Source organism: Nonomuraea jiangxiensis (genome assembly GCF_900099965.1).
In the GTDB taxonomy this organism is placed as follows: Bacteria; Actinomycetota; Actinomycetes; order Streptosporangiales; family Streptosporangiaceae; genus Nonomuraea; species Nonomuraea jiangxiensis.
The window spans coordinates 76,350-98,391 of record NZ_FNDJ01000026.1; the positions used below are offsets into that span (position 1 = coordinate 76,350).

The window sequence follows — 22,042 nt, forward strand, 5'->3', positions numbered from 1 at the left end:
CCTCCACTTGGTCCCTTGGAGGCTAGTCCTCAAGGGAGAGGGCGGCTTTGGGGCACGAGCGGACCGCGTGGCGGACGCGGTCGAGCAGCTCGGGGGGTGGTTCAGGAAGAAGGATGTGGAGCTGGTCATCGTCGTCCACCTCGAACACCTCGGCCGCGAGCCCCACGCACACGGCGTTCGCCTCGCAGACCAGCTCGTCTACTTTGACTCTCACGTCAGCCTCCTGTGGTCCCATGAGACCACTTTGCTGCGCTCCACCACGTAGGCAACCCGTTTGAGCCCGGTCTTCTCCACGTAGGGCCGCAACAGCTCGTCCGGCACGCCCGGCGTCATCCTACGGGCGATCTTCATGCCGATGGCCAGGACGCCCTCCCGGCCGGTCACAGGCTCGGCCCTGCCGTAGACCAGGACGCCGCGCAGCTCGCCGTAGTCCTCGCCGGTCTCGACCAGGCAGCTCACCCGGGGATCGCGGGCCAGGTTGCGCGCCTTCTGCGCCTTCGCGTAGGTCCAGAAGGCGATCCGCCCCTCGTCCATACCGTAGAACATGGTCACCAGGTGCGGCATACCGTCCGGATTGATGGTCGCCAGCTGCAGCTTGCGCGAGCCCTCCAGGAACGCGGTGACGTCGTCGTCCGACATCGCGATGCGAGCGCGCTGATTCACGCTGCCAAGTAGAACAGGTTCCAGAAGGGGCCTGCAAGGGGTCTCTGGAACGTTATTCGGTTCGGTTAGTGTGCATCTCTATGGCTATGTCATCCGATCTGGTCTACGCGGCCAAGCACGCCAAGGGGTTCATGCCGCACGAGGAGGGCACGGCCCTGTTCGAGGCGGCCTGCCGGTACGGCAAGCTCGGGCCGATCTGCGAGATCGGCACCTACTGCGGCAAGTCCGCCATCTACCTCGGCGCGGCTGCCAGGCACGCCGGGTCCGTGGTCATCACCGTCGACCACCACCGCGGGTCGGAGGAGATCCAGCCGGGGTGGGCGCACCACGACCCGACGCTGGTGGACCCGAGGTTCGGGAAGATGGACTCGCTGCCGACGTTCAGGAACACGATCGCGGCCGCCGGGCTGGAGGACGAGGTGATCGCGATCGTCGGCAGCTCCGAGCGGGTCGCCGGGCTCTGGCGGGCGCCGCTGGGCATGCTGTTCATCGACGGCGGTCACTCGGAGGAGCCGGTCACCCGCGACTACGAGGGCTGGGCGCCGCACGTCGTGGAGGGCGGGGCGCTGGTGTTCCACGACGTCTACCCCGATCCCGCGGACGGGGGGCAGGCGCCCTACCGGGTCTATCTGCGGGCGCTGGAGTCCGGGGCGTTCACCGAGGTGTCGGCGCTGGGCTCGGTCCGGGTGCTGGAACGCGTCGGACCCGGCATCTGACCGCCGGGTGCTGGAACGCGTCCGGCCCGGCATCTGAGCGCCGGGTGCTGGACCGCGTCCGGCCCGGCACCTGAGCGGCCTCAGCATGAGGACCGGCCGTCAGTGGCGGTGGCGGCGGGTCCAGGAGCGGCGGGTCTGGGACTGCCAGCTCCTGAAGTCCTCGTGCGTGTGCGCCTGGTGCCCGAGCGCGATGAGCGCCCGGTCCGTCCAGGCCGCCGCCTCCTCGGGCTCGACCCCCGCCAGGATCGGTACGGCCCGCGCCACGTGATCGGGCAGCGCCCCCGACCGCAGCCGGGCGGCCACGGCGAAGGCGCATCCTTGCGCGAGGTGGGCCCGGAACCCGTCGGACCCCGCGTGCTCGGTCAGCCACCACAACTCCTCGGCCTCGGCCCCACCCGCGTAGGTCGCGGCGAACCCGACCCCGCTCCACAGGTCGGCCCGCCGTCCGGCCGGATAGCCGCCGATCCGGACCGAGACGTCGTCGGGCGAGGCGGAGTCGTGGTACCAGAGCAGGCGGCCCAGCCCCTGGTCGAACACGGCACCGTGGGCCCGGGAGAACAGATCCGGCATCGTACGCTCGCCGATCATGCGATCGGCCCTGCTCAGGCTCCACTGGAAGCCGAACCCGTCCACCGCCAGCCACCTCAGCAGCGGATGGGCCCGCCGCGCACCTCGCACCGGACGCAGCCGCACGAGTGCGTAGCCGCGGCCGGCGCCGAGGTAGGCGGCGTGGCGGTGATGTCGGGCGGGGCCGGTGAGTAGCTCGTGAAGGCGCCGGCCCCGGGTCAGGGTGAGAAGGTCGAGCACGGTGCAGGCGGCGGCGGCCCCTTCGTAACCGAAGGGCCGATGCTCAGCCTCGATATCCTCGATTTTCTCGACTTCTCGTGACATCACCGCGTTGTAGCCGAAAACGTAGGACTTTTCGGCATTGGTGAAGGATGTAGTGGAGGTTCCGCTTCTGAGCCGGAACCTTCGCCGGCTCAGATCGGACTCCAGCGGATCCTTGGCCAGGAACTTCCGCAGCCCTCTTGCCGATGAGAGCGCCGGATGGATCCCGACCTGGTCCATGAACGATGTTGTGCCCGTGTCGCCCACGCTTCCCCCGAAGACGTCTCGTACCGGCCACTCAGAAGCTAGTAAGCCCATTGCGCCTTTCGTCGGCGGCGCACCGGATTTCCCCGGCAAAGAACCCGCAAAAGCCCTTGCGGCCGGTCAGGCCGGGTCAGAGCCCTTCGTCGGCGGCGTGAGGCGGGACGCGCAGTCCCGTACCGGCGGCGCACCCGCAGACCTCGGGATCGAACACCGACCTCCCCGCCACGTCCCGGAACACCCCCGACCCCGGCGAGAGCCGCAGCAGCGCGTCGGCCGCCAGCACGGTGGCGGCGGCCGTGTAGCCGGAGCGCTCGTGCGGGAAGTGCTTGCGGTTGGCGAACTGCCAGCCTGTCCAGTACGAGCCGTCCTCGTGCCGCAGGTGCTGCATGTCCGCGAACAGCGCGGTCGCCCGCTCGCGATCCCCCAGCGCGTCGAGGGCCAGCACCAGCTCGCAGGTCTCGGCCCCGGTGACCCAGGGCTGGTCGGAGACGCACCGGATGCCAAGCCCCGGCACCACGAACGTCGCCCACTCACGTTCCAGCAGCTCGAACGCCGCCCGCCCGCGCACCGCGCCGCCGAGTACCGGGTAGTACCAGTCCATGGAGAAGCGGCTCTTGTCGGCGAACGCCTCGGGGTGCGCGGCCAGGACGTGTGCCAGCCGGTCGGCGGCCAGTTCCCAGTGCGGTTGCGGATCTTGCAGGTGCTCGGCGAGCAGCACCCCGCAGCGCAGCCCCTGGTGGATGGAGGAGCAGCCGGTGAGCAGCGCGTACGTCGAGGCCCTGCCCTGCGCGTCGCGCTCCCAGACGATCTCGCCGCGCTCGGTCTGGAGCCCGGCCACATAGTCGAGCGCGGCCTTGACCATGGGCCAGTGCCGCTCGGTCGGCGCCTGGTCGCCGGTGACGAGGTGGTGGTGCCAGACCCCGACGGCCACGTACGCGGCGTGGTTGGTCTCGCCGCCCAGCTCGGTGGGCACGCCGTCGACCAGCCTCATCGGCCAGGAGCCGTCGGCGCGCTGGTGGCGGGCCAGCCACTCGTAGCCGCGCCGCACCGGCTCCGCTAACCCCGCGACGGACATGGCCATCAGGCACTCGATGTGGTTCCAGGCGTCCACGTGCCCCTCGGGCCAGGGCACGCCGCCGTCTTCCTGCTGTATCGCCGCGATGCTCTCGGCCGTGCGCACGACCTCCTCGGGGGAGATCATGGCTTCCTGACATAGAGGACGACGCTCTTGCCGATGATCGGGTTGAGCACGGCCTCGGCGAGCCTGGTCGCGGCGGGACGTTTCATGATGTCCCAGACCAGCAACTCGTGGTACGCCTTCGCCAGCGGGTGGTCGTCGTTGTTGACGCCGACCGCGCACTTGATCCACCAGTACGGCGCGTGCAGCCCGTGGGCGTGGTGGTGCGGGCCGATCTCGAACCCGACGGACTTCAGCTTGGCCGACAGCTCGGCCAGCGTGTAGATGCGTACGTGCCCGCCGGGGGCGGTGTGGTAGTCCTCGTCCAGCGCCCAGCAGATGCGTTCGGGCAGGAAACTGGGGACGGTGACCGCGGCGGTGCCGCCGGGCTTGAGCACCCGGAAGATCTCGCGCATGGCCGCCATGTCGTCGGGGATGTGCTCCAGCACCTCGGCGGCGATCACCCGGTCGAAGCTACCGTCCTCGAAGGGCATGTCGAGCGCCGTGCCCTGGACGGTCTGCCCGCTGGCCCCGGCCGGCACCTCGCCCGCCTTGTCCATCGCCACGAACATGCCCGCCACGCCGTCCAGCTCCGACTGGTCCATGTCGAACGCGATGACGTCCGCGCCCCGGCGCAGCACCTCGAAGGCGTGCCGGCCGCCGCCACAGCCCAGGTCGAGCACGCGCACGCCGGGGCCCACGGGCAGCCGGGCGAAGTCCACGGTCAGCACTTGTCGCTTCTCCTCGTGTTGGGGACGGCCCGTTTCAGGGGCGACGGGCGGCGATGGCCTCGTGGTAGGCCTCGACGGTTCGCTTGGCCACGACGCGCCAGGTGTAGCGCTCCATGACGCGCTCGTATCCGGCCTTGCCCACGCGGTCTCGTTCCTCGGGGGAGTCGTGCAGGCGGCGCAGCACCGCGGCCAGCTCCTCCGGGTCGCCGGGCGGGACCTGGACGGCGGCGTCGCCCACGACCTCGGGCAGGGCCCCGGTACGGCTGGCCACCAGCGGCGTGGCGCAGGCCATGTGCTCGACGGCGGGCAGCGAGAAGCCCTCGTAGAGGGAGGGCACGACCGAGATCTCCGAGGTGGCGATCAGCTCGCCCAGCTCGTCGTCGGAGATGCCGTGCACGAAGCGCACGCGGTCCTGCAGCGACAGCTCCTGGACGAGCTGCTCGGTGGGGCCGCCGGGGGTGGGCTTGCTGACCACGGTGAGATTCACGTCGCGCTCGGTGGCGAGCTTCGCCACGGCCCGCAGCAGGGTCGCCACGCCCTTCATCGGGGAGTCCGCGCTGGCGACGGCGACGATCGAGCCCTTGCGCCTGGGCTTGTCCGGGCGCGGGTGGAAGTAACGGGTGTCGACGCCGAGCGGGATCAGACGCATGTTCGCCTGGGGGACGTTGAAGTCGCGGTGGATGTCGGCCAGCGACGACTCGCTGACGGTCAGGATCGGGCTCAGCCGGGGCGCGACGCGGGACTGCATCTTCACGAACCCGTACCAGCGGCGCATGCTCAGCTTCTTGCCGCCGGTGGCCGCCGCCAGCTCGATGCGCCGGTCCACGCTGATCGGGTGGTGGATGGTGCCGACCACGGGGAACAGCTTCTGGATGCCGAGCAGGCCGTAGCCCAGGGTCTGGTTGTCCTGCACGACGTCGAAGTCGCCGACCCGCTTCTTCAGCTCGCGGTAGGCGCGCAGCGTGAACGTCAGCGGCTCGGGGAAGCCGGCCGTCCACATCGTGCCGACTTCCAGCCAGTCGATCCAGTCGCGGTACTCCTCCAGCTTGGGAGTCCTGAACGGGTCCTCGTCGCGGTAGAGGTCGAGACTGGGCACCTCGCGCAGGATGACGCCCTCGTCCAGCTCGGGGTAGGGCTGGCCGGAGAACACCTCGACGTGGTGCCCGAGTGCGACCAGTTCCCGGCTCAGGTGGCGGAGGTAGACACCTTGGCCACCACAGGTCGGCTTGCTGCGGTAGGACAGCAGTGCGATCCGCAGCGTTCGCTCCCGCACGGACACCCCTTTCTCCGCCGGTAGGGCCCGGAGTCGGGCGTGTACCGTGAAAGATGACCTTAGTCCGACAAAGGCTACCACTCGGTAGTTCGGCTGGAATTGTTAACAATGCCGCTTTTAGGCCGTGCGAACTGCGACGTTGCCGTAACCGAGCGTGGTTCGGTGGAACGTGTTCTATGGGGCCAGATGCCCCGTTGAGGTGCTTGGCTGTACATTCCCGTCCCAAAGGGATGCGGTCCGGCGGGCCCGCGCGGGCAGCGATAGTTGGAGGACTCCTTGGCCAGGCGAGCTCTCATCACCGGCATCACCGGCCAGGACGGTTCCTACTTGGCGGAGCACCTGCTGGAGCAGGGGTACGAGGTCTGGGGGCTGGTCCGCGGGCAGGCGAACCCGCGGATGTCCCGGATGCGCAGGCTGCTGTCCGACGTGCAGGTGGTGCGGGGGGATCTGCTGGACCAGGGGTCGCTGATCTCGGTGGTGGAACGGGTTCAGCCGGACGAGGTGTACAACCTGGGCGCCATCTCGTTCGTGCCCATGTCGTGGGAGCAGGCGGAGCTCACGGCTGAGGTGACCGGGATGGGTGTCCTGCGGATGCTCGAGGCCATCCGGGTGTGCTCGGGGGTGTCGCGGGGGGCCGGCGGGCCTGCCTCCGGACAGATCCGCTTTTATCAGGCTTCGTCGTCCGAAATGTTCGGACAGGTCAGCGAGACGCCGCAGAACGAGGCCACCGCCTTCCACCCGCGCTCGCCGTACGGGGTGGCGAAGGCGTACGGGCACTTTCTCACGCAGAACTACCGGGAGTCGTACGGGATGTTCGCGGTGTCCGGGATCCTGTTCAACCACGAGTCGCCGCGGCGCGGGGCCGAGTTCGTCACCAGGAAGGTGTCGCTGGGGGTGGCCAGGATCAAGCTGGGACTGGCCGGCGAGCTGCGGCTGGGCAACCTGGAGGCGCGGCGGGACTGGGGGTTCGCGGGGGACTACGTCAAGGCCATGCACCTGATGCTGGGAGCCGCCAAGCCCGAGGACTACGTGATCGGGACCGGGCGGATGAAGTCGGTCAGGGAGCTGGCGGAGGCGGCGTTCGCGGCGGCGGGGCTGGACTGGGAGCGGTATGTGGTGACGGACCAGACGCTGCACCGGCCGGCGGAGGTGGATCTGCTGTGCGCGGATCCGAAGAAGGCGCGGGCGCAGCTGGGGTGGGAGCCGCGGGTGTCCTTCGACGAACTGGTGTCGATGATGGTCGACGCCGACCTCCGCCTCCTCACCAACGGCACCGACCCGGATGATTACGACCCGTGGTGATCCTTTTTTGTCTGTTACGCGTTGCCGTGGTTCGCCGACCGCCGTCGCTGGCTCGCGTCTGTCCAGGGGAACGGCCGCTGACCGGTCAGTGGCGCGCCGCCGTTACGGCGCGCAACGTTCACCCCGTCCGTGGTGGCACGCTTGGCCCCGGCGGTGGTGTGGTGGTGGCTTGGCGGTAGGCGCCTGGAGTTAGGCCGAAGTAGCGGGTGAACCAGCGGGTCAGGTGGCTCTGGTCGGCGAAGCCCGTCGCGGTGGCGACCTCGGCGAGCGGAGTGCCGGCGGCAATCAGGGCGCGGGCCGTTCTCAGGCGTAGCTGGCGCTGGTAGTCGCTCGGCGGCATGCCGTATTCCGCGCGGAAGGCGCGGTAGACCGCGTACCGGGTGGTGCCCGCGGCTCTCGCCAGGTCGTCGATGGTGAGGTCATCGGTCAGGTGGGCGTGCAGGAGCTGCCTGGCCTCCCCGGCCACCCGCGCCGACCTCGTGGGCCCGGTGTCCGGGAGCGGCGTCGTGGCGGCCCGGCGTACCAGGTGGGTGATCGTCGCCGTGAGCAGCTCGTCGCGGTGGAGGGCGGTCGTGGGGCTCAGCAGGGACGTGTGGAGGGCGCGGAGCGCGGCCGCGAGGGCTGGGTCGTCCAGCACCGGGGTGGTGAACAGGGGCAGGCCCGTGCGGCGGCCCGTGGCGTCGGCCAGGGCTTCGGCGACCAGGTCAGGGCCTATGTGAACCATCCGGTAGGTGAATCCCAGCGGATTGGTGGCGTGGCCGTCGTGGGGGTCCTCCGGGTTGAAGGCCATGACCATGCCCGCCGCGCTCGTGTGCGCCCCGCCCCGGCAGGTGAACGACTGGGCCCCGGTCTCCGTCACGCCGAAGGAGTAGGTCTCGTGGCTGTGCCGGTGGTAGGCGTGCTGCTCGAAGTGCGCGTACATGGCCTCGATCGGCCGGTCAGGTGACCGCCAGTATCGGGACCAGTCCTGTCGCATGCCTCCATTGTCGCCGGTCACTGACAAGACCGGTGCTGGTGGCCTGGCCCGCCGCACGAGCGTTCAAGACGCGGTGAGGGCGGGCGTCCGAGACTGGTGCCATGCGTTTCGACACCAAGATCGGCATCGTGGTACGCGCGGATCTGGCCGCATGGCAGCAGCTCAACGTCACCGCCTTCCTGGCGAGTGCGGTGGCGGGCGGGGTCCCTCAGACCATCGGCGAGCCGTACGAGGACGGGTCCGGCAACTCCTACTTGCCGATGTTCCGCCAGCCTGTGCTGGTGTATGTGGGGGAATTGGGGGACCTGCGGGTTGTCCGGGAGAAGGCGACGGGGCGGGGCATGGACGTGGCCGTCTACATTGAGGAGATGTTCAAGACGGGGCACGACGCGGACAACCGGGCGGCGGTGCGTGCGGTGGAGGCCGATGAGCTGGGGCTGGTGGGGGTGGCGGTCCACGGGCCAAGGAACGCTGTGGACAAGGTCCTGAAGGGCCTGTCGCTGCATCCCTGAGCGGTCGGTCGCCACGTCCCGTGGCCGGTCAGGTGGTCTGTGGATGGTCAGGTGGCCTGCGAGCGGCCCGGCCGGCGGTGGCCACCAGTACTGGGCACGGCCGAGCCGGGGTATCGCCAGGATCGGTGCGTTGGTCCAGCGCGTGGGTCCTCGCAGGCGTTCGGAGAGCATCTGGCAGGCATGGCGCCCAGCCACGCAACTGCGGCCACTGGAGTTCCGGCTGGACAACTGGCAACCCACTCCGGGTCATTCGAGATCTCCCGCTATGCCCGGCCTGGGGGCTCGTCTCCCGAAAGGGGTGTACGGAAGCCCGCCGTACATGCTTGTACGGGGGTGACCCAACAGGAGGGGGCTCAGCCGTCCGGGCCGAACCCCCTTCCACAAGGCATTAGGAGAGGTCGAACTCTCCCTTGGATGCTCCGTCCAGGAAGGCACGCCACTCATCAGGCCGGAACTGCAGAACTGGGCCTTTTCCCCTGGCCTTGCTGTCTCTGACATGCACGCTGTCATCGTGCAGGCGCATCACCTCGACACAGCTACCACCGTTGTCGCCAGATGCCTGCGCCTTCATCCACACGCCGACGGGCATACTGTTACCCATAGCTCTCCATCACCTCGCGAATGGTTTGCCGACTCCTATCCACGGGATACGCCATGCCAGACAGGGCTTCCCACCGCACAATAAGCGCCTGTACGGTTGCCGCGCGATTCGTTACCCGTCCCTCTTCCGCGCTCTCCAGGTAGGCGTGGTCGGGGCCGCCGTCGAACATGGTGGCTACCTCGAACGCTCCCAGGCACCCCACCGTGAGCCCTGCTGTAAGGGGAATGATCCTTACCGTGACGTACGGAGGGCTGATCACATCGAGGAGCTTTTGAAGCTGCTCACGCATCACTTCCGCACCACCAACGGGGCGATGAAGAACATTCTCGTCGATCAGTGTGGAATACATAGGAGGCTTGGGCGTGCCGAGGATTGCTTGTCGACGGACACGCAGACGCACCGCCTGCTCTGCCTCCTCTGGGGTTGCCCCGGGCCTTCCGAGGAGCACCTCCCGGGCGTAACGCTCCGTTTGGAGTAGGCCAGGGATGAGCATCGGCTCAGACGTTCGGATGGTGTGAGCGAGCGCTTCGACTCGTGGCCACTCTCGGAACCATTTCGGCCCCATCGTGTTCCCGTGGATCGCAGGAAGCAGCTCCATGAGCTGTCCGTCGAGCCCCAGAGCCTTTTCGATCTCGCGGGTGTACTCCTCGGTTGGCTTGCGCATGAGACGTTCGACGTGCCCCACCGCGCTTTCACTGTAGGGCAGCCTGTCTGCTAGACGCTCCTGGCTCAACCCTTGGTCCGTCCGATATTGGAGCTGTCGTCGGGCGTATTCCTTCCACGCCTCCCTGCTGGGATCGTCCCCATTTGCTGCCATGCCACACCCCTTCTCTCCTGAGGGTGATTGCTGCGAGCGGTCACTTAGAGGGTTGACCTACAAGCTGTAAGGAACGGTACGCCCAATCGGTGCGGTGCGCCACGGGACGAGAGTCCATGCTGAGGAGGCTTAACAAATGCGCAGGGATGAAGGCCACAGCAAAGCGCGTACAGGTTCGGATGAGGTCTGTACGCCAACGTTCCGAGGTGACCATGCGAGTAGCCGCGAAAAATCCGCCCTACGCGGGCATCAAAGTGTGGTTCGTCAGCGAGATCGACGACCGAGCCCTATTGCCGGGGCTGGCTCGTAGGGAACTCCGGGCGTGGATGGGGGATCATCCGGCGCTTGCGGACCTTGAGGCCATCGCGTCGGAGCTGGTGACGAACGCCGTGCTTCACGGTGAGGGCGCGTGGGTGCGGATGAGCCTCCGGGCGGTGGAAGAACGGGAACGGCCTTTCTGGCGGTTGAGCGTCGTAGACCCTGGCCTGTCGGCGTCTGTGCCCATGCCGCGCATGCCCGGGCCGCACGAGACGACGGGCAGGGGCCTGTGGATGGTGGACTCACTGACCAACGGGTGTTGGGAGACCAGCCTCACGCAGATGGGCGAACGCGTCGTGTCGGCTTTGCTGCCCCGCTGAATGCCGAGAGGAGGGAGAGAGCGGATGACGGTCAGTACGTACGGGAGTCCGGCGGGACTTCTGGCGCGGGAGTTGGCGGCGGTACTGCGTGGCCGTGGGATCGACTCGCAAGTCTTCGAGGCTCATGGGATCGCGCTGGTGGGGATCTGGTCGGTGAGCTTGGCGGTGTGGTGCGAGTGGGGCCGCGACGGCTGGCGTTTCCGTTGGTGCATGAACGATGCAAGCGGTACGGGGAGATGGGATTACACCGTGTGTCCGTGTTCGACGATGGAGACGGCTGCCCGGCGGATCGAGGGCTTGTACCAGGAGCGATACAGGCGACTGTACGATGCTGCCGCGCTGCGGGCGCACCACGAAGCGCAAGCCGGTGAGGACGGCGGGGTTGGAGCGGCCACAGGAGGGTGATCCCGTATGTGACCGCCTACGGGGGCGAATGCGTGTCTTATCAGCTCGCTCTGGCCTTGCATGCTGAGGCGACTGACGGGTTCCGGCTGTCGTACACGAACGCGACGGCGCATGACTGGATGTTCGGCACGTGCTTGGCGTCGTTCTCTGGCGAGGCGACGGTGCGACGGGCCACCCACGGGCCAAGACGGGTAGCGTAGCCGTAAACCCCAGTTCCACCTCCTGATTGTGGATAAGCGATCTTTCTCCACAGAACCCCGTTCGGTTCCTCGCCACCGCAGCCGTCCGATGCACCCTTGGCTCCATGAGCCCAGCACTCCTCACATCTCTCCCGTCCACGAGCGCCTGTGCCGCCAGCACGAGCCACCCCGGCGACCTCAAGTCCGGCACGGTCGCGGGCCCCTCGTCCCTTCCAACCCCAGTACCACGCGAGGCGTCGCCGCACGAGCAGCACCAACGCCCGAAGTGGCCGGGCGGGGGCTTGCGTCCAGGACGGGGACTTCGCTTGGGGTGGGGCTCTGGTCTGGGACGGGATCTCCGTGTTATGCGGTGCGCGGTTGGAAGGCCACTGTCGTGACCGGCCGCGCCTCACCATCCCTCGCCGAGCGCGCCCGGCGAGTCACCCGCTCAGTCCCTCAGGCAGTTGCCTGTCGTCAGACGGCCGCACACATTTGGGGCCTGGACACTCTGCCAACCAACGAGGAGGACTGGCCCGTCGAGGTGATCGCTTCGGGTCATGTGGCGCTCCGGGGTTGCGTCACCTACCTGACATCCCTCCCGGACGAGGACATCACCGAGCACCAGGGCATCCGCCTGACCACCATAGAACGTACCGCCCTCGACTGCGCCCGCTGGCTGCCACGCATGGAAGCGGTGGCGATCCTCGACCAGTTCGCCCGCAGAGGCTTGGACCTCGACGCCCTGTGGCACCGCCCCACCAACACCTGGCGCCTGCGCGACAACCTCAGCCTGGCCGACCGGGGAGCGGCCTCGCCCAGGGAGAGCTGGCTGAGGGTCATCCTCGTCGAGGGCGGCCTCCCCAGACCCACCACCCAGATCAGGGTCGAGCTGGACCACGGTCGCCACGCCTACCTGGACCTGGGCTGGGAGGAGTTCAAGGTCGCAGTCGAGTACGACGGCCGCGAGCACCACACCTCGGCCGCCGACCAGCAGCGCGACGCCGATCGCCGAGAGGAGCTCCGACGACGGGGCTGGCGCGTGATCGCCGTCCGCAGGGACGTCATCCCCACCCAGATCGCCGACCTCCTCCACCACGTGGCCGACGTCTTGATCGAGCGCGGCTGGCAACCGGGTCCCGAACGCACGACCCGCATCCTCCGCTACATCCGTGCGGCCCGCCGCAATTCCCGCTACAGATCGACAAGGCGTAAGTCCTTCCGGTGACGGCTCCACACCAATGGCCCTACGTGCCGCGCCGTGTGGTCACGCCTGCTGCTCAACGGTGGCTCTACGTGCCGTGCTCCGGGGTCACGCCTGCTGCTCAACGGTGGCCGTGTGTGCCAACGGCGGTCTTGTGTGCCGTGGCTTGGCGTGACATCTACCGCGCAACGGTGGCTCTGTGCCGCGCGTCGGCGGGACGTCCTCCGCGTAACGATGCTCTGTGTGTCGTGCCCGGCGTTACGTCTGCTGCGCCGGGAAGGCGGCGCTTTGGGTGGGGTTATGACCCCCGCCGCTGCGTCGCTTCCAGCGCGGGATCGACCGGCCATGGGAAGAGCGCGGGCGGTGGGCGGGGGTCGGGTCCGGGTGATCGGTGGACCCGAGGGTTCGGTCTCCTTCTTCAGCCGATGGTGACCGGTAGTTCCTTGATGCCGTTGATGAAGTTCGAGCGCAGGCGGCGGGCTGGGCCTGATTGGCGGAGGCGGGGGTGGCGGCGGGCCAGGTGTTCGAACAGGACGCGGAGTTCCAGTTTGGCAAGGTGGTTGCCCAGGCAGAAGTGGGCGCCGCCGCCGCCGAAGCCGATGTGGGGGTTGGGGTTGCGGGCGATGTCGAAGACGTCGGGGTCGGGGAAGACGGCGGAGTCGCGGTTGGCGGAGGAGTAGAAGACCACGACCTTGTCGTCGGCCCGGATCTGCCGGCCTCCGAGCAGTTGGTCGGTGGTGGACGTGCGGCGGAAGAGGTTCACCGGGGAGACCCAGCGGACGATCTCGTCGGCGGCGGTCGCGGCCAGGGTGGGGTCGGCGACCAGGCGCTCCCACTGGTCCGGGTGCTCGAAGAAGGTGAGCATGCCGCCGGAGGCCGCGTTGCGGGTGGTCTCGTTGCCCGCCACCGACAGCAGCAGGACGAAGAGCTCGAACTCGCTCTCGTCGAGCGTCGCGCCGTTCTCGTCGGGTTGCAGCAGCTTGGTGACGATGTCGTCCTTCGGGTGGGCCCTGCGCTGGGTCGCGAGTTGACCGGCGTAGGAGTAGACCTCCATGGCGGCGGCCGAGGCGTCCTCGGGGGAGGAGGCGTAGTCGGGGTCCTGTGAGCCGATCATGCGGTTGGACCAGGAGAAGAGCTTGTCGCGGTCGGCCACGGGCGCGCCGAGCAGTTCGCAGATCACGTACAGGGGGAGGGGCGCGGCGACCTCGGTGACGAAGTCGATCTCGCCGGTGCACTTGTCGAGGAGGTCGTCGCAGATGTCCCGGATGTGCTGTTCGAGGGCACCGATGGTGCGCGGGGTGAATCCCCGGTTGACGAGCGAACGCCGCTTCGTGTGCTCCGGCGGGTCCTGGTTGAGCATCATGAGCCGCTGGAGTGCGATCTGCTCCTCGGGTACTTCGTCGAACAGGGCGAGTCTCCTGGCCGAGGAGAACAGATCGGAGTGGCGCGACACGTGGACGACGTCCTCGTGCCGGGTGACGGCCCAGAAGCCGGGTTCGCCCTCGTGCCAGTGGACGGGGGAGTTGGCGCGGAGCCAGGCTAACTGCTCGTGCGGCGGTCCAGTGGTCGCGTAATGGTCCCGGTCGACGAGGTTGATCTGCACCCGATTTCACCCACTTGATCAAGCGCTTGGTTAGCCTTCTGAAACGTGTTCTATTACGTCGCTGTGCGGTCGTCAAGGATGGGGAGGGCGCGGGGGGGCGTCGGGTGCGACGGGGATCTCGTGCGAGAGGGGTCACGGGGTGGTCGGGTTGGTTGGGGAGTGGAGAGGGGTGCGTACTTTCCGGCTTGTTGTGCTGCTTTATGGAGGAATCGGCGTCCCCTCCGATGTTTTGGGCGGTTGGCATTCGGGAGCGTGAACGGAGGTGGCGGGGCGGTGTATTCGGTTCACACGCCGGGTGGGTCTCTCGGGGGTGTCCTTCGAGGTCACGGATCGGATGTATCCGTCTCGGCGCCCTTGACACGCTCTACCTGGTCGCACCAGCATCTTGAATCAAGACATCCGATGTATATGTGAAGGATGCGGTGTGAAGCTGCTGCGAGTAGGACCTGTCGGACAGGAGCGACCGGTAGTGCTGGACTCTGCCGGTGACCTGCGCGACATCGGAGAGCCCGAGATCGACGGGGCTTTCCTCGCTTCCGGGGGAGTGGCGCGCGTCCGCGACGCGCTGGAGCGTGGTGCCCTGCCCCTCATCGACGCCGAGGGGCTGCGGATCGGCGCCCCCATCGCACGTCCGGGGAAGATCGTCTGCATCGGCCTGAACTACAGCGACCACGCCGCCGAGTCCGGCCAGGCAGCGCCGGACGAGCCCGTCGTGTTCATGAAGGCCGCCAACACCATGATCGGCCCCAACGACGAGGTCCTGGTGCCGCGCGGCAGCGTGAAGACCGACTGGGAAGTGGAGTTGGCCATCGTCATCGGGCAGGAGGCCCGCTACCTGGGCAGCCGGGAGGAGGCGCTGGCCGTGATCGCGGGCTACGCGATCTCCAACGACGTCTCCGAGCGCGCGTTCCAGTTCGAACGCGGCGGGCAGTGGGACAAGGGCAAGTCCTGCGAGACCTTCAACCCGCTGGGCCCGTGGCTGGTGACGGCCGACGAGGTAGGCGATCCGCAGGACCTGCCGCTGCGCCTGTGGGTGAACGGCGAGCAGCGCCAGGACGGCAACACCAAGAACATGATCTTCGACGTGGCCGAGATCGTGCGCTACCTGAGCCAGTTCATGGTGCTGGAGCCCGGCGACGTGATCAACACCGGTACGCCCGCCGGAGTGGCGTTGGGCATGCCGGAGCAGCCGTACCTGCGGGCCGGCGACGTGATGGAGCTGGAGATCGGGGGGCTCGGCCGGCAGCGCCAGACCGTGGGGCAGGCATGACGGGCGAGGACTCGGCTCAGGATCGACCACGGGGTGAGGGAGTGACCGAGATGTCCGGCCAGGGGGCGGGGGCGTACCGGATTGTTGGGATGAAGACGCACGACGTGCGGTTTCCGACCTCGCGGGAGCTCGACGGCTCCGACGCCATGAACCCCGACCCCGACTACTCCGCCGCCTACGTCGTGCTCACGACGGACGACGGGTTCGAGGGGCACGGGTTCGCGTTCACGATCGGGCGCGGGAACGACGTCCAGACCGCGGCGATCAGCGCGCTGGAGCCGTACGTGGTCGGCAAGGACGTCGAAGACCTGGGCGCGCTCTACCTGGACATGGTCAACGACTCGCAGCTGCGTTGGCTGGGGCCGGAGAAGGGCGTCATGCACATGGCGATCTCCGCCGTGGTCAACGCCCTGTGGGATCTCAAGGCCAAGCGGGCGGGTAAGCCGTTGTGGCGGTTGCTGTCGGACATGTCGCCTGAGGAGCTGGTCGGGCTCATCGACTTCCGCTATCTGAGCGACGCCCTGACACGGGACGAAGCCCTCCAGATCCTGAAAAATGCGGAAGCGACCAAGGCCGAGCGGATCAGTACGCTGCTCGAAACCGGCTACCCCGCCTACACCACCTCCCCCGGCTGGCTCGGATACGACGACGACAAGCTGCGCAGGCTCTGCAAGGAGGCCCTCGACCAGGGTTTCACCCAGATCAAGCTCAAGGTCGGCGCCGATCTCGACGACGACAGGCGCCGGTTCCGGGTGGCCCGCGAGGTCTGCGGGCCCGACTTCCCGATCGCCATCGACGCCAACCAGCGCTGGGACGTCGGCTCCGCGATCGAGTGGGTCAACGCGCTGAAGGAGTTCCACCCGCACTGGGTCGAGGAGCCGACCAGCCCCGACGACGTGCTCGGACACGCCGCCATCGCCAGGGGCATCGCCCCGGTCCCGGTGGCCACCGGCGAGCACGTACAGAACCGCATCCTCTTCAAGCAACTCCTGCAGGCCGAGGCGATCTCCTACCTGCAGATCGACTCGGCCCGGGTCGGCGGGGTCAACGAGAACCTGGCGATTCTGCTGCTCGCGGCCAAGTTCGGGATCCCGGTGTGCCCGCACGCGGGCGGTGTCGGGCTGTGCGAGCTGGTGCAGCACCTGTCGATGTTCGACTACGTGGCGGTCACCGGCACCATGGACCACCGCGTGATCGAGTACGTCGACCACCTCCACGAGCACTTCATTGACCCCGTCGTCATCCGCGACGGCCGGTACGTCGCCCCGTCCGCGCCCGGGTTCAGCGCGGAGATGCACGCAGAGTCGATCGCCGCCCATACGTTCCCCGGCGGCGAGGTTTGGAGGGACGAGTGAGCCTGAAAGCAGTCGTGACCGGCGGCGGCTCCGGCATCGGCCTGGCCGCCGCCACCCTGCTCGCCGAGCGGGGCATGAAGGTCGCCTGCCTCGACCTCAACCCGCCGGGCGAGCCGTTCATCGGCATCAAGGCCGACGTCACCGACGACGCGAGCGTGCGTACCGCGGTGGCCGAGGCGGCGGAGCGACTGGGCGGCATCGACGTGCTGGTCAACAACGCCGGCATCGGGGCCCAGGGCACTGTCGAGGACAACCCGGACAGCGAGTGGCACCAGGTGTTCGACGTCAACGTGGTCGGCATGGTCCGGGTGGCCCGGGCGGCGCTGCCGTACCTGCGTCGGTCGGAGCACGCCGCGATCGTCAACACCTGCTCGATCGCGGCCACCGCCGGGCTGCCCCAGCGCGCGCTCTACAGTGCGACCAAGGGCGCGGTGTTGTCGCTGACGCTCGCGATGGCCGCGGACCACATCCGCGAGGGCATCCGGGTCAACTGCGTCAACCCGGGCACCGCGGACACCCCGTGGGTCGGCAGGCTGCTCGACGCGGCCCCCGACCCCGAGGCGGAGCGGGCGGCGCTCAACGCCAGGCAGCCGATGGGCCGCCTGGTGAGCGCCGAGGAGGTGGCGGCGGCCATCGCGTACCTGGCCGGCCCCGAGGCCGGTGCCACCACCGGGACCGCGCTCGCGGTCGACGGCGGCATGCAGGGACTCCGGCTCCGCCCCACCTCATAAGGGCTCCGGCGGGCAGGCACCCTGCCTCAGGCTCACTTCATAAAGATCGGCGTCATGAGGCATCCCGCCTCAGGGCTGCTTCAAGAAGGACAGCGGCATGAGGCATCCAGCCTCAGGCCCATCTCACAAAGGACAGCGGCATGAGGCACCCAGCCTCAGGCCCATCTCACAAAGTACAGCGGCATGGGGCACCCAGCCTCAGGCCGTCTCATCAACAAAAGGTCGGCGGCATGGGGCACCTCGCCTCAAGCCCATCTCATAGACGGTGGCATGCAGGGACTCCGCTTCCGTCTCATCAAGTACGGACGGAGGTGTGCAGGAGCTCCGGCTCCGGCCCACCAGTAAGGAAGGTAACCCCCCATGAAGCTCGGACCGGCGGTCGCGGTCGCGGCCCTCCTTACGATCATCACGGCGTGTGGCTCAGACACTTCGACAGGAGCAGAAGCAGGAGGCGGCGGCGCGAAGGTCGGCATCGATCATCCCCGTGCCGACTCCGACTTCTGGAACAGCTACATCAAGTACGTTCCGCAGATGGCCGGTGAGCTCAAGGTGGACCTCATGCCGGCCACCAACTCGCAGAACGACGTCACCAAGCTGGTCAGCAACGTGCAGGCGCTGACCGGTCAGGGCGCCAAGGTGATCGTCATGGCCCCCCAGGACACCGGAGCGGTGGCCACTACATTGCAGCAGCTCGAAAACAAGAAGATCCCCGTCGTGACCGTGGACACGCGGCCCGACAAGGGCAAGGTCTACATGGTCGTACGCGCCGACAACCGCGCGTACGGGACCAAGGCCTGCGAGTTCCTCGGCGAGAAGCTCGGCGGCAAGGGCAAGGTCGTGCAGCTCCAGGGCGCGCTGAGCTCGATCAACGGCCGGGACCGGTCCGAGGCGTTCCTGGAGTGCATGAAGTCGAAGTTCCCCGGGATCACGGTGTTCAGCGAGCCGACCGAGTGGGAGGGCAGCAAGGCCGCGTCCATGCTGCAGACCCGCTTGGAGCAGAACCCGGACATCAAGGGCATCTACATGCACGCCGGCGGCGTCCACCTGGCCCCGACGCTGCAGGTGCTGAAGCAGAAGGGCCTGCTGGTCCCGCCGACGGACCCCAAGCACGTCTTCGTGGTCTCGAACGACGGCATCCCGCAGGAGTTCGAGGCGATCCGCAAGGGCGAGATCGACGCCACGGTGTCCCAGCCGGCCGACCTGTACGCCAAGTACGCCCTCTTCTACGCCAAGGCGGCGGCCGAGGGCAAGACGTTCCAGCCCGGTCCCACCGACCACGACAGCACGATCATCCAGCTCCCGAACGGCATGGAGGACCAGCTCCCCGCGCCGCTCGTGACCAAGGACAACGTGGATGACAAGGCCCTTTGGGGCAACCAGGTCAACTAATGAAAAATCATGTTGAGGCCCGAGATGTCGTAAAGCGTTTCGGGCCAACCACGGCGCTCAACGGCGCGAAGATCGCGATCGCCGAGGGCGAGACGCACGCACTCGTCGGCAGGAACGGCGCCGGGAAGTCCACCCTGGTGTCGATCCTCACCGGGCTCCAGCGGCCCGACGCGGGCGAGGTGCTGTTCTCGGGAGAGGCGGCGCCCGCCCTCGCCGATCGCGACGCCTGGCGGCAGCGGGTCGCCTGTGTGTACCAGAAGCCGACGATCATCCCGGCCCTGACGGTGGCGGAGAACCTGTTCCTCAACCGTCAGTCGGCCGGGAGGCTGATCAACTGGCGCGGGCTGCGGGCCAGGGCACGCGAGCTGCTGAACACGTACGAGGTGGACGTCGACGCGCAGGCGCTGGCAGGCGACCTGACCGTCGAGCAGCGCCAGCTCGTGGAGATCGCCCGCGCGCTGTCGTTCGGGGCCAGGTTCATCATCCTCGACGAGCCGACCGCGAGGCTCGACGGGCCGGCCATCGAGCGGTTGTTCACCCGCATGCGGTCCCTGCGCGAGCAGGGCGTCACGATGATGTACATCTCCCACCACCTGGACGAGATCTACGAGATCTGCCAGAGCGTCACGGTCTTCCGCGACGCCCGGCACGTTCTCACCAGGCCGGCGGCCGACCTCCCGCATGACGAGCTGGTCGCCGCGATGACGGGCGAGGCCACGACCGCGTACGAGGCCCGCACCCGCACCCCCGGCGACACGGTCGTGCTGTCGGGGGAGGGTCTGTCACTGGCCGGCCGCTACCAGGACGTGGACATCTCGGTCAGATCCGGCGAGGTCGTCGGCCTGGCCGGATCCGCCAGCAGCGGCAAGGTCGGCCTGGCCGAGACCCTGGTCGGGCTGCGCAAGGCGGACACGGGCACGGTCACGGTCAACGGCACCCAGGTCCGGCAGGGCGACGTGCCCGCCGCCATGCGGGCGGGTCTCGGCTTCGTGCCCGAGGACCGGCACCACGAGGGTTTCGTCCCCCTGCTGTCCGTGGGGGAGAACGCCACCTTCCCGATCGCCCGCAAGCTCGGGCGGTACGGCATGGTGTCCCCGACGCGACGCCGGGACAAAGCAGTAGAAATGATCAAAAATCTAGATATCAAGACCGAAGGACCGGATCAGCCGGTCGGGGACCTGTCCGGGGGCAACGCGCAGAAGGTCGTCTTCGCGCGGGCGCTCGTGGACGACCCGACGGTGCTGGTCGTGATCAACCCGACCGCCGGTGTCGACGTCAAGGCCAAGCAGGCCCTGCTCGGCGCGGTCGAGGACGCGGTCGATCGGGGAGCGGGGGCCGTGGTCGTCTCCGACGAACTGGACGACCTGCGCATTTGTGACAGGGTGCTGGTGATGTTCCACGGCAGGGTGGTGCAGGACGTGCCGCGTGGCTGGGCCGACCACGAGCTCGTGGCCGTGATGGAAGGCATAGAAGAGTGACCACTGTGACTGCGCCGGCACCCCGGCTACGGCTGGCCAGGTTCCGCGACCTGACGCTCGTGCCGGTGATCCTGCTCCTGCTGGTGGTGGGCGCGTTCCTGGACCCGACGTTCCTGACGGCGGGCAACCTGACGAACGTCCTGCAGCAGCAGGCCGCGATCTCGCTCCTGGTGCTGGCGGAGGCGATGATCCTGATCGCCGGCAAGTTCGACCTGTCGCTGGAGTCGACGGTCGGCACCGCCCCGGCCATCGCGGTCATGCTGATCATCCCGGTGTCGGCGGGCGGGTTCGGCCTCGGGTTGCCCGGGGTGCTGGTGATCCCGCTGGCCCTGCTGATCGGCGCGGCCATCGGGGCGTTCAACGGTTTCCTGATCATCAGGTTCCAGCTGTCGGCGTTCATCGTCACGCTGGCCATGCTGATCATCGTGCACGGCTTCCTGCAGGGGCCGACGGAGGGCAAGACGCTGTTCCAGCTCCCCGACTCGATCCTCTACCTGGGCAGCGCGATGTGGCTGGGCCTGCCCGCGGCCATCTGGATCGCCGGGGCGCTGTTCGCCGCGGGCATGTTCGGGCTGGGCTACCTCCGGGCCGGCCGCTCGCTCTACGCGATCGGCGGCAACTCCGACGCCGCCCGCGCCGCGGGCATCCGGGTGGACCGCGTCCTGTACGGGGTGTTCATCCTCGGCGGCACGCTCGCCGCCCTGGCGGGCATCCTGGAGACCGGCCGCCTCGGCGCGATCGGCAACAGCATGGGGGTCGGCTGGATCTTCATGGTGTTCGCCGCGGCGGTCATCGGCGGCGTCAGCATGGACGGCGGCAAGGGCACGATCCTCGGCGCGCTGACCGGCGTGCTGGTGATCGGCCTGGTGCAGAACATCCTGACCCTCATCGGCGTCTCGGGCTTCTGGCAGCCGGTGATCTACGGCGGCATCATCCTCATCGCCCTGATGATCAGCCGCATAGCAGGTGGAAAGGCACAAGATTGATGGCCGGCGTGATCGACCTACCACGTCACGGCTTCGGCGGCGCGCCGATCGGCAACCTGTACGAAGGGGTGACCGACGAGCAGGCGAGCGCCACCGTCCAGGCCGCCTGGGAGCGCGGGGTGCGGCTGTACGACACCGCGCCCCACTACGGGCTGGGCCTGTCGGAGCGCCGCCTGGGTGCGGCGCTGGCCGGTCGCTCCGGTTACCTTCTGTCCACGAAGGTCGGCCGGCTGCTGGTGCCCGCCGCCGACGGCGGGGCCGACGCCGAGGGCTTCGACGTACGTGCCGGCCTGGAGCGGCGCTGGGACTTCTCCCGCGACGGCGTACGCAGGTCGCTGCGCGAGTCCCTGGAACGCCTGGGGCTCCCGGCCGTCGACCTCGCCCTCATCCACGACCCGGACGACCACGCGGACCAGGCGATCGAGGAGGCGTACCCGGCGCTGGCGGAGCTGCGGGCCGAGGGCGTGATCCGGGCGGTCGGCATCGGGATGAACCAGTGGCAGGTCCCGCTGCGCTTCGTCCAGGAGACCGACATCGACGTGGTCATGCTCGCCGGCCGCTACACGCTGCTCGACCAGTCGGGCCTGCCGCTGCTGGAGGCGTGCGTGGAGCGCGGCGTACGGGTGCTGGCGGCGGGCGTCTTCAACAGCGGCATCCTGGCCACGCCCACGCCGTCGGGCACGTACGACTACGCCCCGGCCCCCGCGACGCTGCTGGAGAAGGCCACCAGGATCGCCAAGGTCTGCGAGCGCCACGGCGTCACGCTCCCGCAGGCGGCGATGGCCTTCCCGCTGCGCCACCCGGCGATCGCCACGATCGTCCTGGGCGCCCGCACCCCGCAGGAGGTCACCACCAACGCCGACCTGTGGTCCCGCCCGGTGCCGGAGGAGCTCTGGGCGGAGCTGGAGTCGGAGGGGCTGCTGGCCCGGTCACGTTAGTGCATGCCC

General features: G+C 68.5%; 22 protein-coding genes. 12 read left to right on the forward strand and 10 right to left on the reverse strand.

Annotated elements, in window-relative coordinates; translation table 11 throughout:
- Nucleotides 1–22: 22 nt before the first annotated feature.
- Both BLS95_RS41320 and BLS95_RS41325 read right to left on the reverse strand, forming a co-directional pair.
- On the reverse strand, nt 23–214 hold the full coding sequence (locus tag BLS95_RS41320; protein ID WP_090945004.1) for a ferredoxin: 192 nt from the start codon (nt 212–214) through the stop codon (nt 23–25).
- On the reverse strand, nt 211–663 hold the full coding sequence (locus tag BLS95_RS41325; protein ID WP_090945007.1) for a pyridoxamine 5'-phosphate oxidase family protein: 453 nt from the start codon (nt 661–663) through the stop codon (nt 211–213). The genes BLS95_RS41320 and BLS95_RS41325 overlap by 4 nt, the downstream gene beginning before the upstream one ends.
- Nucleotides 664–749: 86 nt before the next feature.
- Here BLS95_RS41325 and BLS95_RS41330 point away from each other — a divergent pair, with 86 nt between their 5' ends.
- Entirely contained in the window at nt 750–1,379 is a 630-nt protein-coding gene (locus BLS95_RS41330; RefSeq protein WP_090945010.1) for a class I SAM-dependent methyltransferase, read from the forward strand.
- 99 nt (nt 1,380–1,478) lie between these two features.
- Here BLS95_RS41330 and BLS95_RS41335 read toward each other — a convergent pair whose 3' ends face one another.
- From BLS95_RS41335 to BLS95_RS41350, 4 genes are all read right to left on the reverse strand, one after another.
- Nucleotides 1,479–2,447, reverse strand: a complete 969-nt coding sequence (locus BLS95_RS41335; RefSeq protein ID WP_176993656.1) for a DUF1702 family protein — start codon at nt 2,445–2,447, stop codon at nt 1,479–1,481.
- Nucleotides 2,448–2,601: 154 nt separating this feature from the next.
- Entirely contained in the window at nt 2,602–3,672 is a 1,071-nt protein-coding gene (locus BLS95_RS41340) for a glycoside hydrolase family 15 protein (protein WP_176993657.1), read from the reverse strand.
- Entirely contained in the window at nt 3,669–4,379 is a 711-nt protein-coding gene (locus tag BLS95_RS41345) for a class I SAM-dependent methyltransferase (protein ID WP_176993658.1), read from the reverse strand. The genes BLS95_RS41340 and BLS95_RS41345 overlap by 4 nt, the downstream gene beginning before the upstream one ends.
- A gap of 34 nt (nt 4,380–4,413) precedes the next feature.
- Nucleotides 4,414–5,658 carry a glycosyltransferase family 4 protein gene (locus BLS95_RS41350; protein ID WP_090945015.1) on the reverse strand — a complete coding sequence of 415 codons (1,245 nt, stop codon included), beginning with the start codon at nt 5,656–5,658 and terminating at the stop codon, nt 4,414–4,416.
- 270 nt (nt 5,659–5,928) lie between these two features.
- Here BLS95_RS41350 and BLS95_RS41355 point away from each other — a divergent pair, with 270 nt between their 5' ends.
- Nucleotides 5,929–6,954, forward strand: coding sequence for a GDP-mannose 4,6-dehydratase (locus tag BLS95_RS41355; protein ID WP_090945127.1), 1,026 nt, complete (start codon nt 5,929–5,931; stop codon nt 6,952–6,954).
- A gap of 118 nt (nt 6,955–7,072) precedes the next feature.
- Here BLS95_RS41355 and BLS95_RS41360 read toward each other — a convergent pair whose 3' ends face one another.
- The gene (locus tag BLS95_RS41360; RefSeq protein ID WP_090945018.1) at nt 7,073–7,930 is read right to left on the reverse strand and encodes an AraC family transcriptional regulator; all 858 of its coding nucleotides are present in this window, start codon (nt 7,928–7,930) and stop codon (nt 7,073–7,075) included.
- 101 nt (nt 7,931–8,031) lie between these two features.
- Here BLS95_RS41360 and BLS95_RS41365 point away from each other — a divergent pair, with 101 nt between their 5' ends.
- On the forward strand, nt 8,032–8,442 hold the full coding sequence (locus BLS95_RS41365; protein ID WP_090945022.1) for a DUF2000 domain-containing protein: 411 nt from the start codon (nt 8,032–8,034) through the stop codon (nt 8,440–8,442).
- Between the two features lie 388 nt (nt 8,443–8,830).
- On the opposite strand, the gene BLS95_RS41370 is transcribed toward BLS95_RS41365, so the two are convergent.
- Both BLS95_RS41370 and BLS95_RS41375 read right to left on the reverse strand, forming a co-directional pair.
- Nucleotides 8,831–9,031, reverse strand: a complete 201-nt coding sequence (locus BLS95_RS41370) for a DUF397 domain-containing protein (protein ID WP_090945025.1) — start codon at nt 9,029–9,031, stop codon at nt 8,831–8,833.
- A gap of 4 nt (nt 9,032–9,035) precedes the next feature.
- Nucleotides 9,036–9,860: a helix-turn-helix domain-containing protein gene (locus tag BLS95_RS41375; RefSeq protein WP_143044087.1), complete on the reverse strand. Its 825-nt coding sequence runs from the start codon at nt 9,858–9,860 to the stop codon at nt 9,036–9,038.
- 212 nt (nt 9,861–10,072) lie between these two features.
- Here BLS95_RS41375 and BLS95_RS41380 point away from each other — a divergent pair, with 212 nt between their 5' ends.
- Nucleotides 10,073–10,498, forward strand: coding sequence for an ATP-binding protein (locus BLS95_RS41380; protein ID WP_483869880.1), 426 nt, complete (start codon nt 10,073–10,075; stop codon nt 10,496–10,498).
- A 1,143-nt stretch (nt 10,499–11,641) separates the two neighbouring features.
- A complete protein-coding gene (locus tag BLS95_RS56265; RefSeq protein WP_176993659.1) occupies nt 11,642–12,307 on the forward strand; it encodes a DUF559 domain-containing protein in 666 nt (221 codons plus the stop codon).
- Nucleotides 12,308–12,701: 394 nt separating this feature from the next.
- On the opposite strand, the gene BLS95_RS41400 is transcribed toward BLS95_RS56265, so the two are convergent.
- Nucleotides 12,702–13,886 carry a cytochrome P450 gene (locus BLS95_RS41400; protein WP_090945043.1) on the reverse strand — a complete coding sequence of 395 codons (1,185 nt, stop codon included), beginning with the start codon at nt 13,884–13,886 and terminating at the stop codon, nt 12,702–12,704.
- A gap of 424 nt (nt 13,887–14,310) precedes the next feature.
- Between BLS95_RS41400 and BLS95_RS41405 the strand changes: the two genes are divergently transcribed.
- From BLS95_RS41405 to BLS95_RS41435, 7 genes are all read left to right on the forward strand, one after another.
- Nucleotides 14,311–15,156 carry a fumarylacetoacetate hydrolase family protein gene (locus BLS95_RS41405; protein WP_090945045.1) on the forward strand — a complete coding sequence of 282 codons (846 nt, stop codon included), beginning with the start codon at nt 14,311–14,313 and terminating at the stop codon, nt 15,154–15,156.
- Nucleotides 15,157–15,206: 50 nt separating this feature from the next.
- On the forward strand, nt 15,207–16,511 hold the full coding sequence (locus tag BLS95_RS41410; protein ID WP_090945128.1) for an L-fuconate dehydratase: 1,305 nt from the start codon (nt 15,207–15,209) through the stop codon (nt 16,509–16,511).
- Nucleotides 16,508–17,242 carry an SDR family NAD(P)-dependent oxidoreductase gene (locus BLS95_RS41415; protein ID WP_245765603.1) on the forward strand — a complete coding sequence of 245 codons (735 nt, stop codon included), beginning with the start codon at nt 16,508–16,510 and terminating at the stop codon, nt 17,240–17,242. Before BLS95_RS41410 ends, BLS95_RS41415 begins: the two co-directional genes overlap by 4 nt.
- Nucleotides 17,243–17,602: 360 nt before the next feature.
- On the forward strand, nt 17,603–18,631 hold the full coding sequence (locus BLS95_RS41420) for a sugar ABC transporter substrate-binding protein (protein WP_090945047.1): 1,029 nt from the start codon (nt 17,603–17,605) through the stop codon (nt 18,629–18,631).
- Nucleotides 18,631–20,109: a sugar ABC transporter ATP-binding protein gene (locus BLS95_RS41425; RefSeq protein ID WP_090945049.1), complete on the forward strand. Its 1,479-nt coding sequence runs from the start codon at nt 18,631–18,633 to the stop codon at nt 20,107–20,109. Before BLS95_RS41420 ends, BLS95_RS41425 begins: the two co-directional genes overlap by 1 nt.
- A gap of 5 nt (nt 20,110–20,114) precedes the next feature.
- The gene (locus BLS95_RS41430; RefSeq protein ID WP_090945130.1) at nt 20,115–21,095 is read left to right on the forward strand and encodes an ABC transporter permease; all 981 of its coding nucleotides are present in this window, start codon (nt 20,115–20,117) and stop codon (nt 21,093–21,095) included.
- Nucleotides 21,095–22,033 carry an aldo/keto reductase gene (locus tag BLS95_RS41435; protein WP_090945051.1) on the forward strand — a complete coding sequence of 313 codons (939 nt, stop codon included), beginning with the start codon at nt 21,095–21,097 and terminating at the stop codon, nt 22,031–22,033. Before BLS95_RS41430 ends, BLS95_RS41435 begins: the two co-directional genes overlap by 1 nt.
- Nucleotides 22,034–22,042 lie beyond the last annotated feature (9 nt).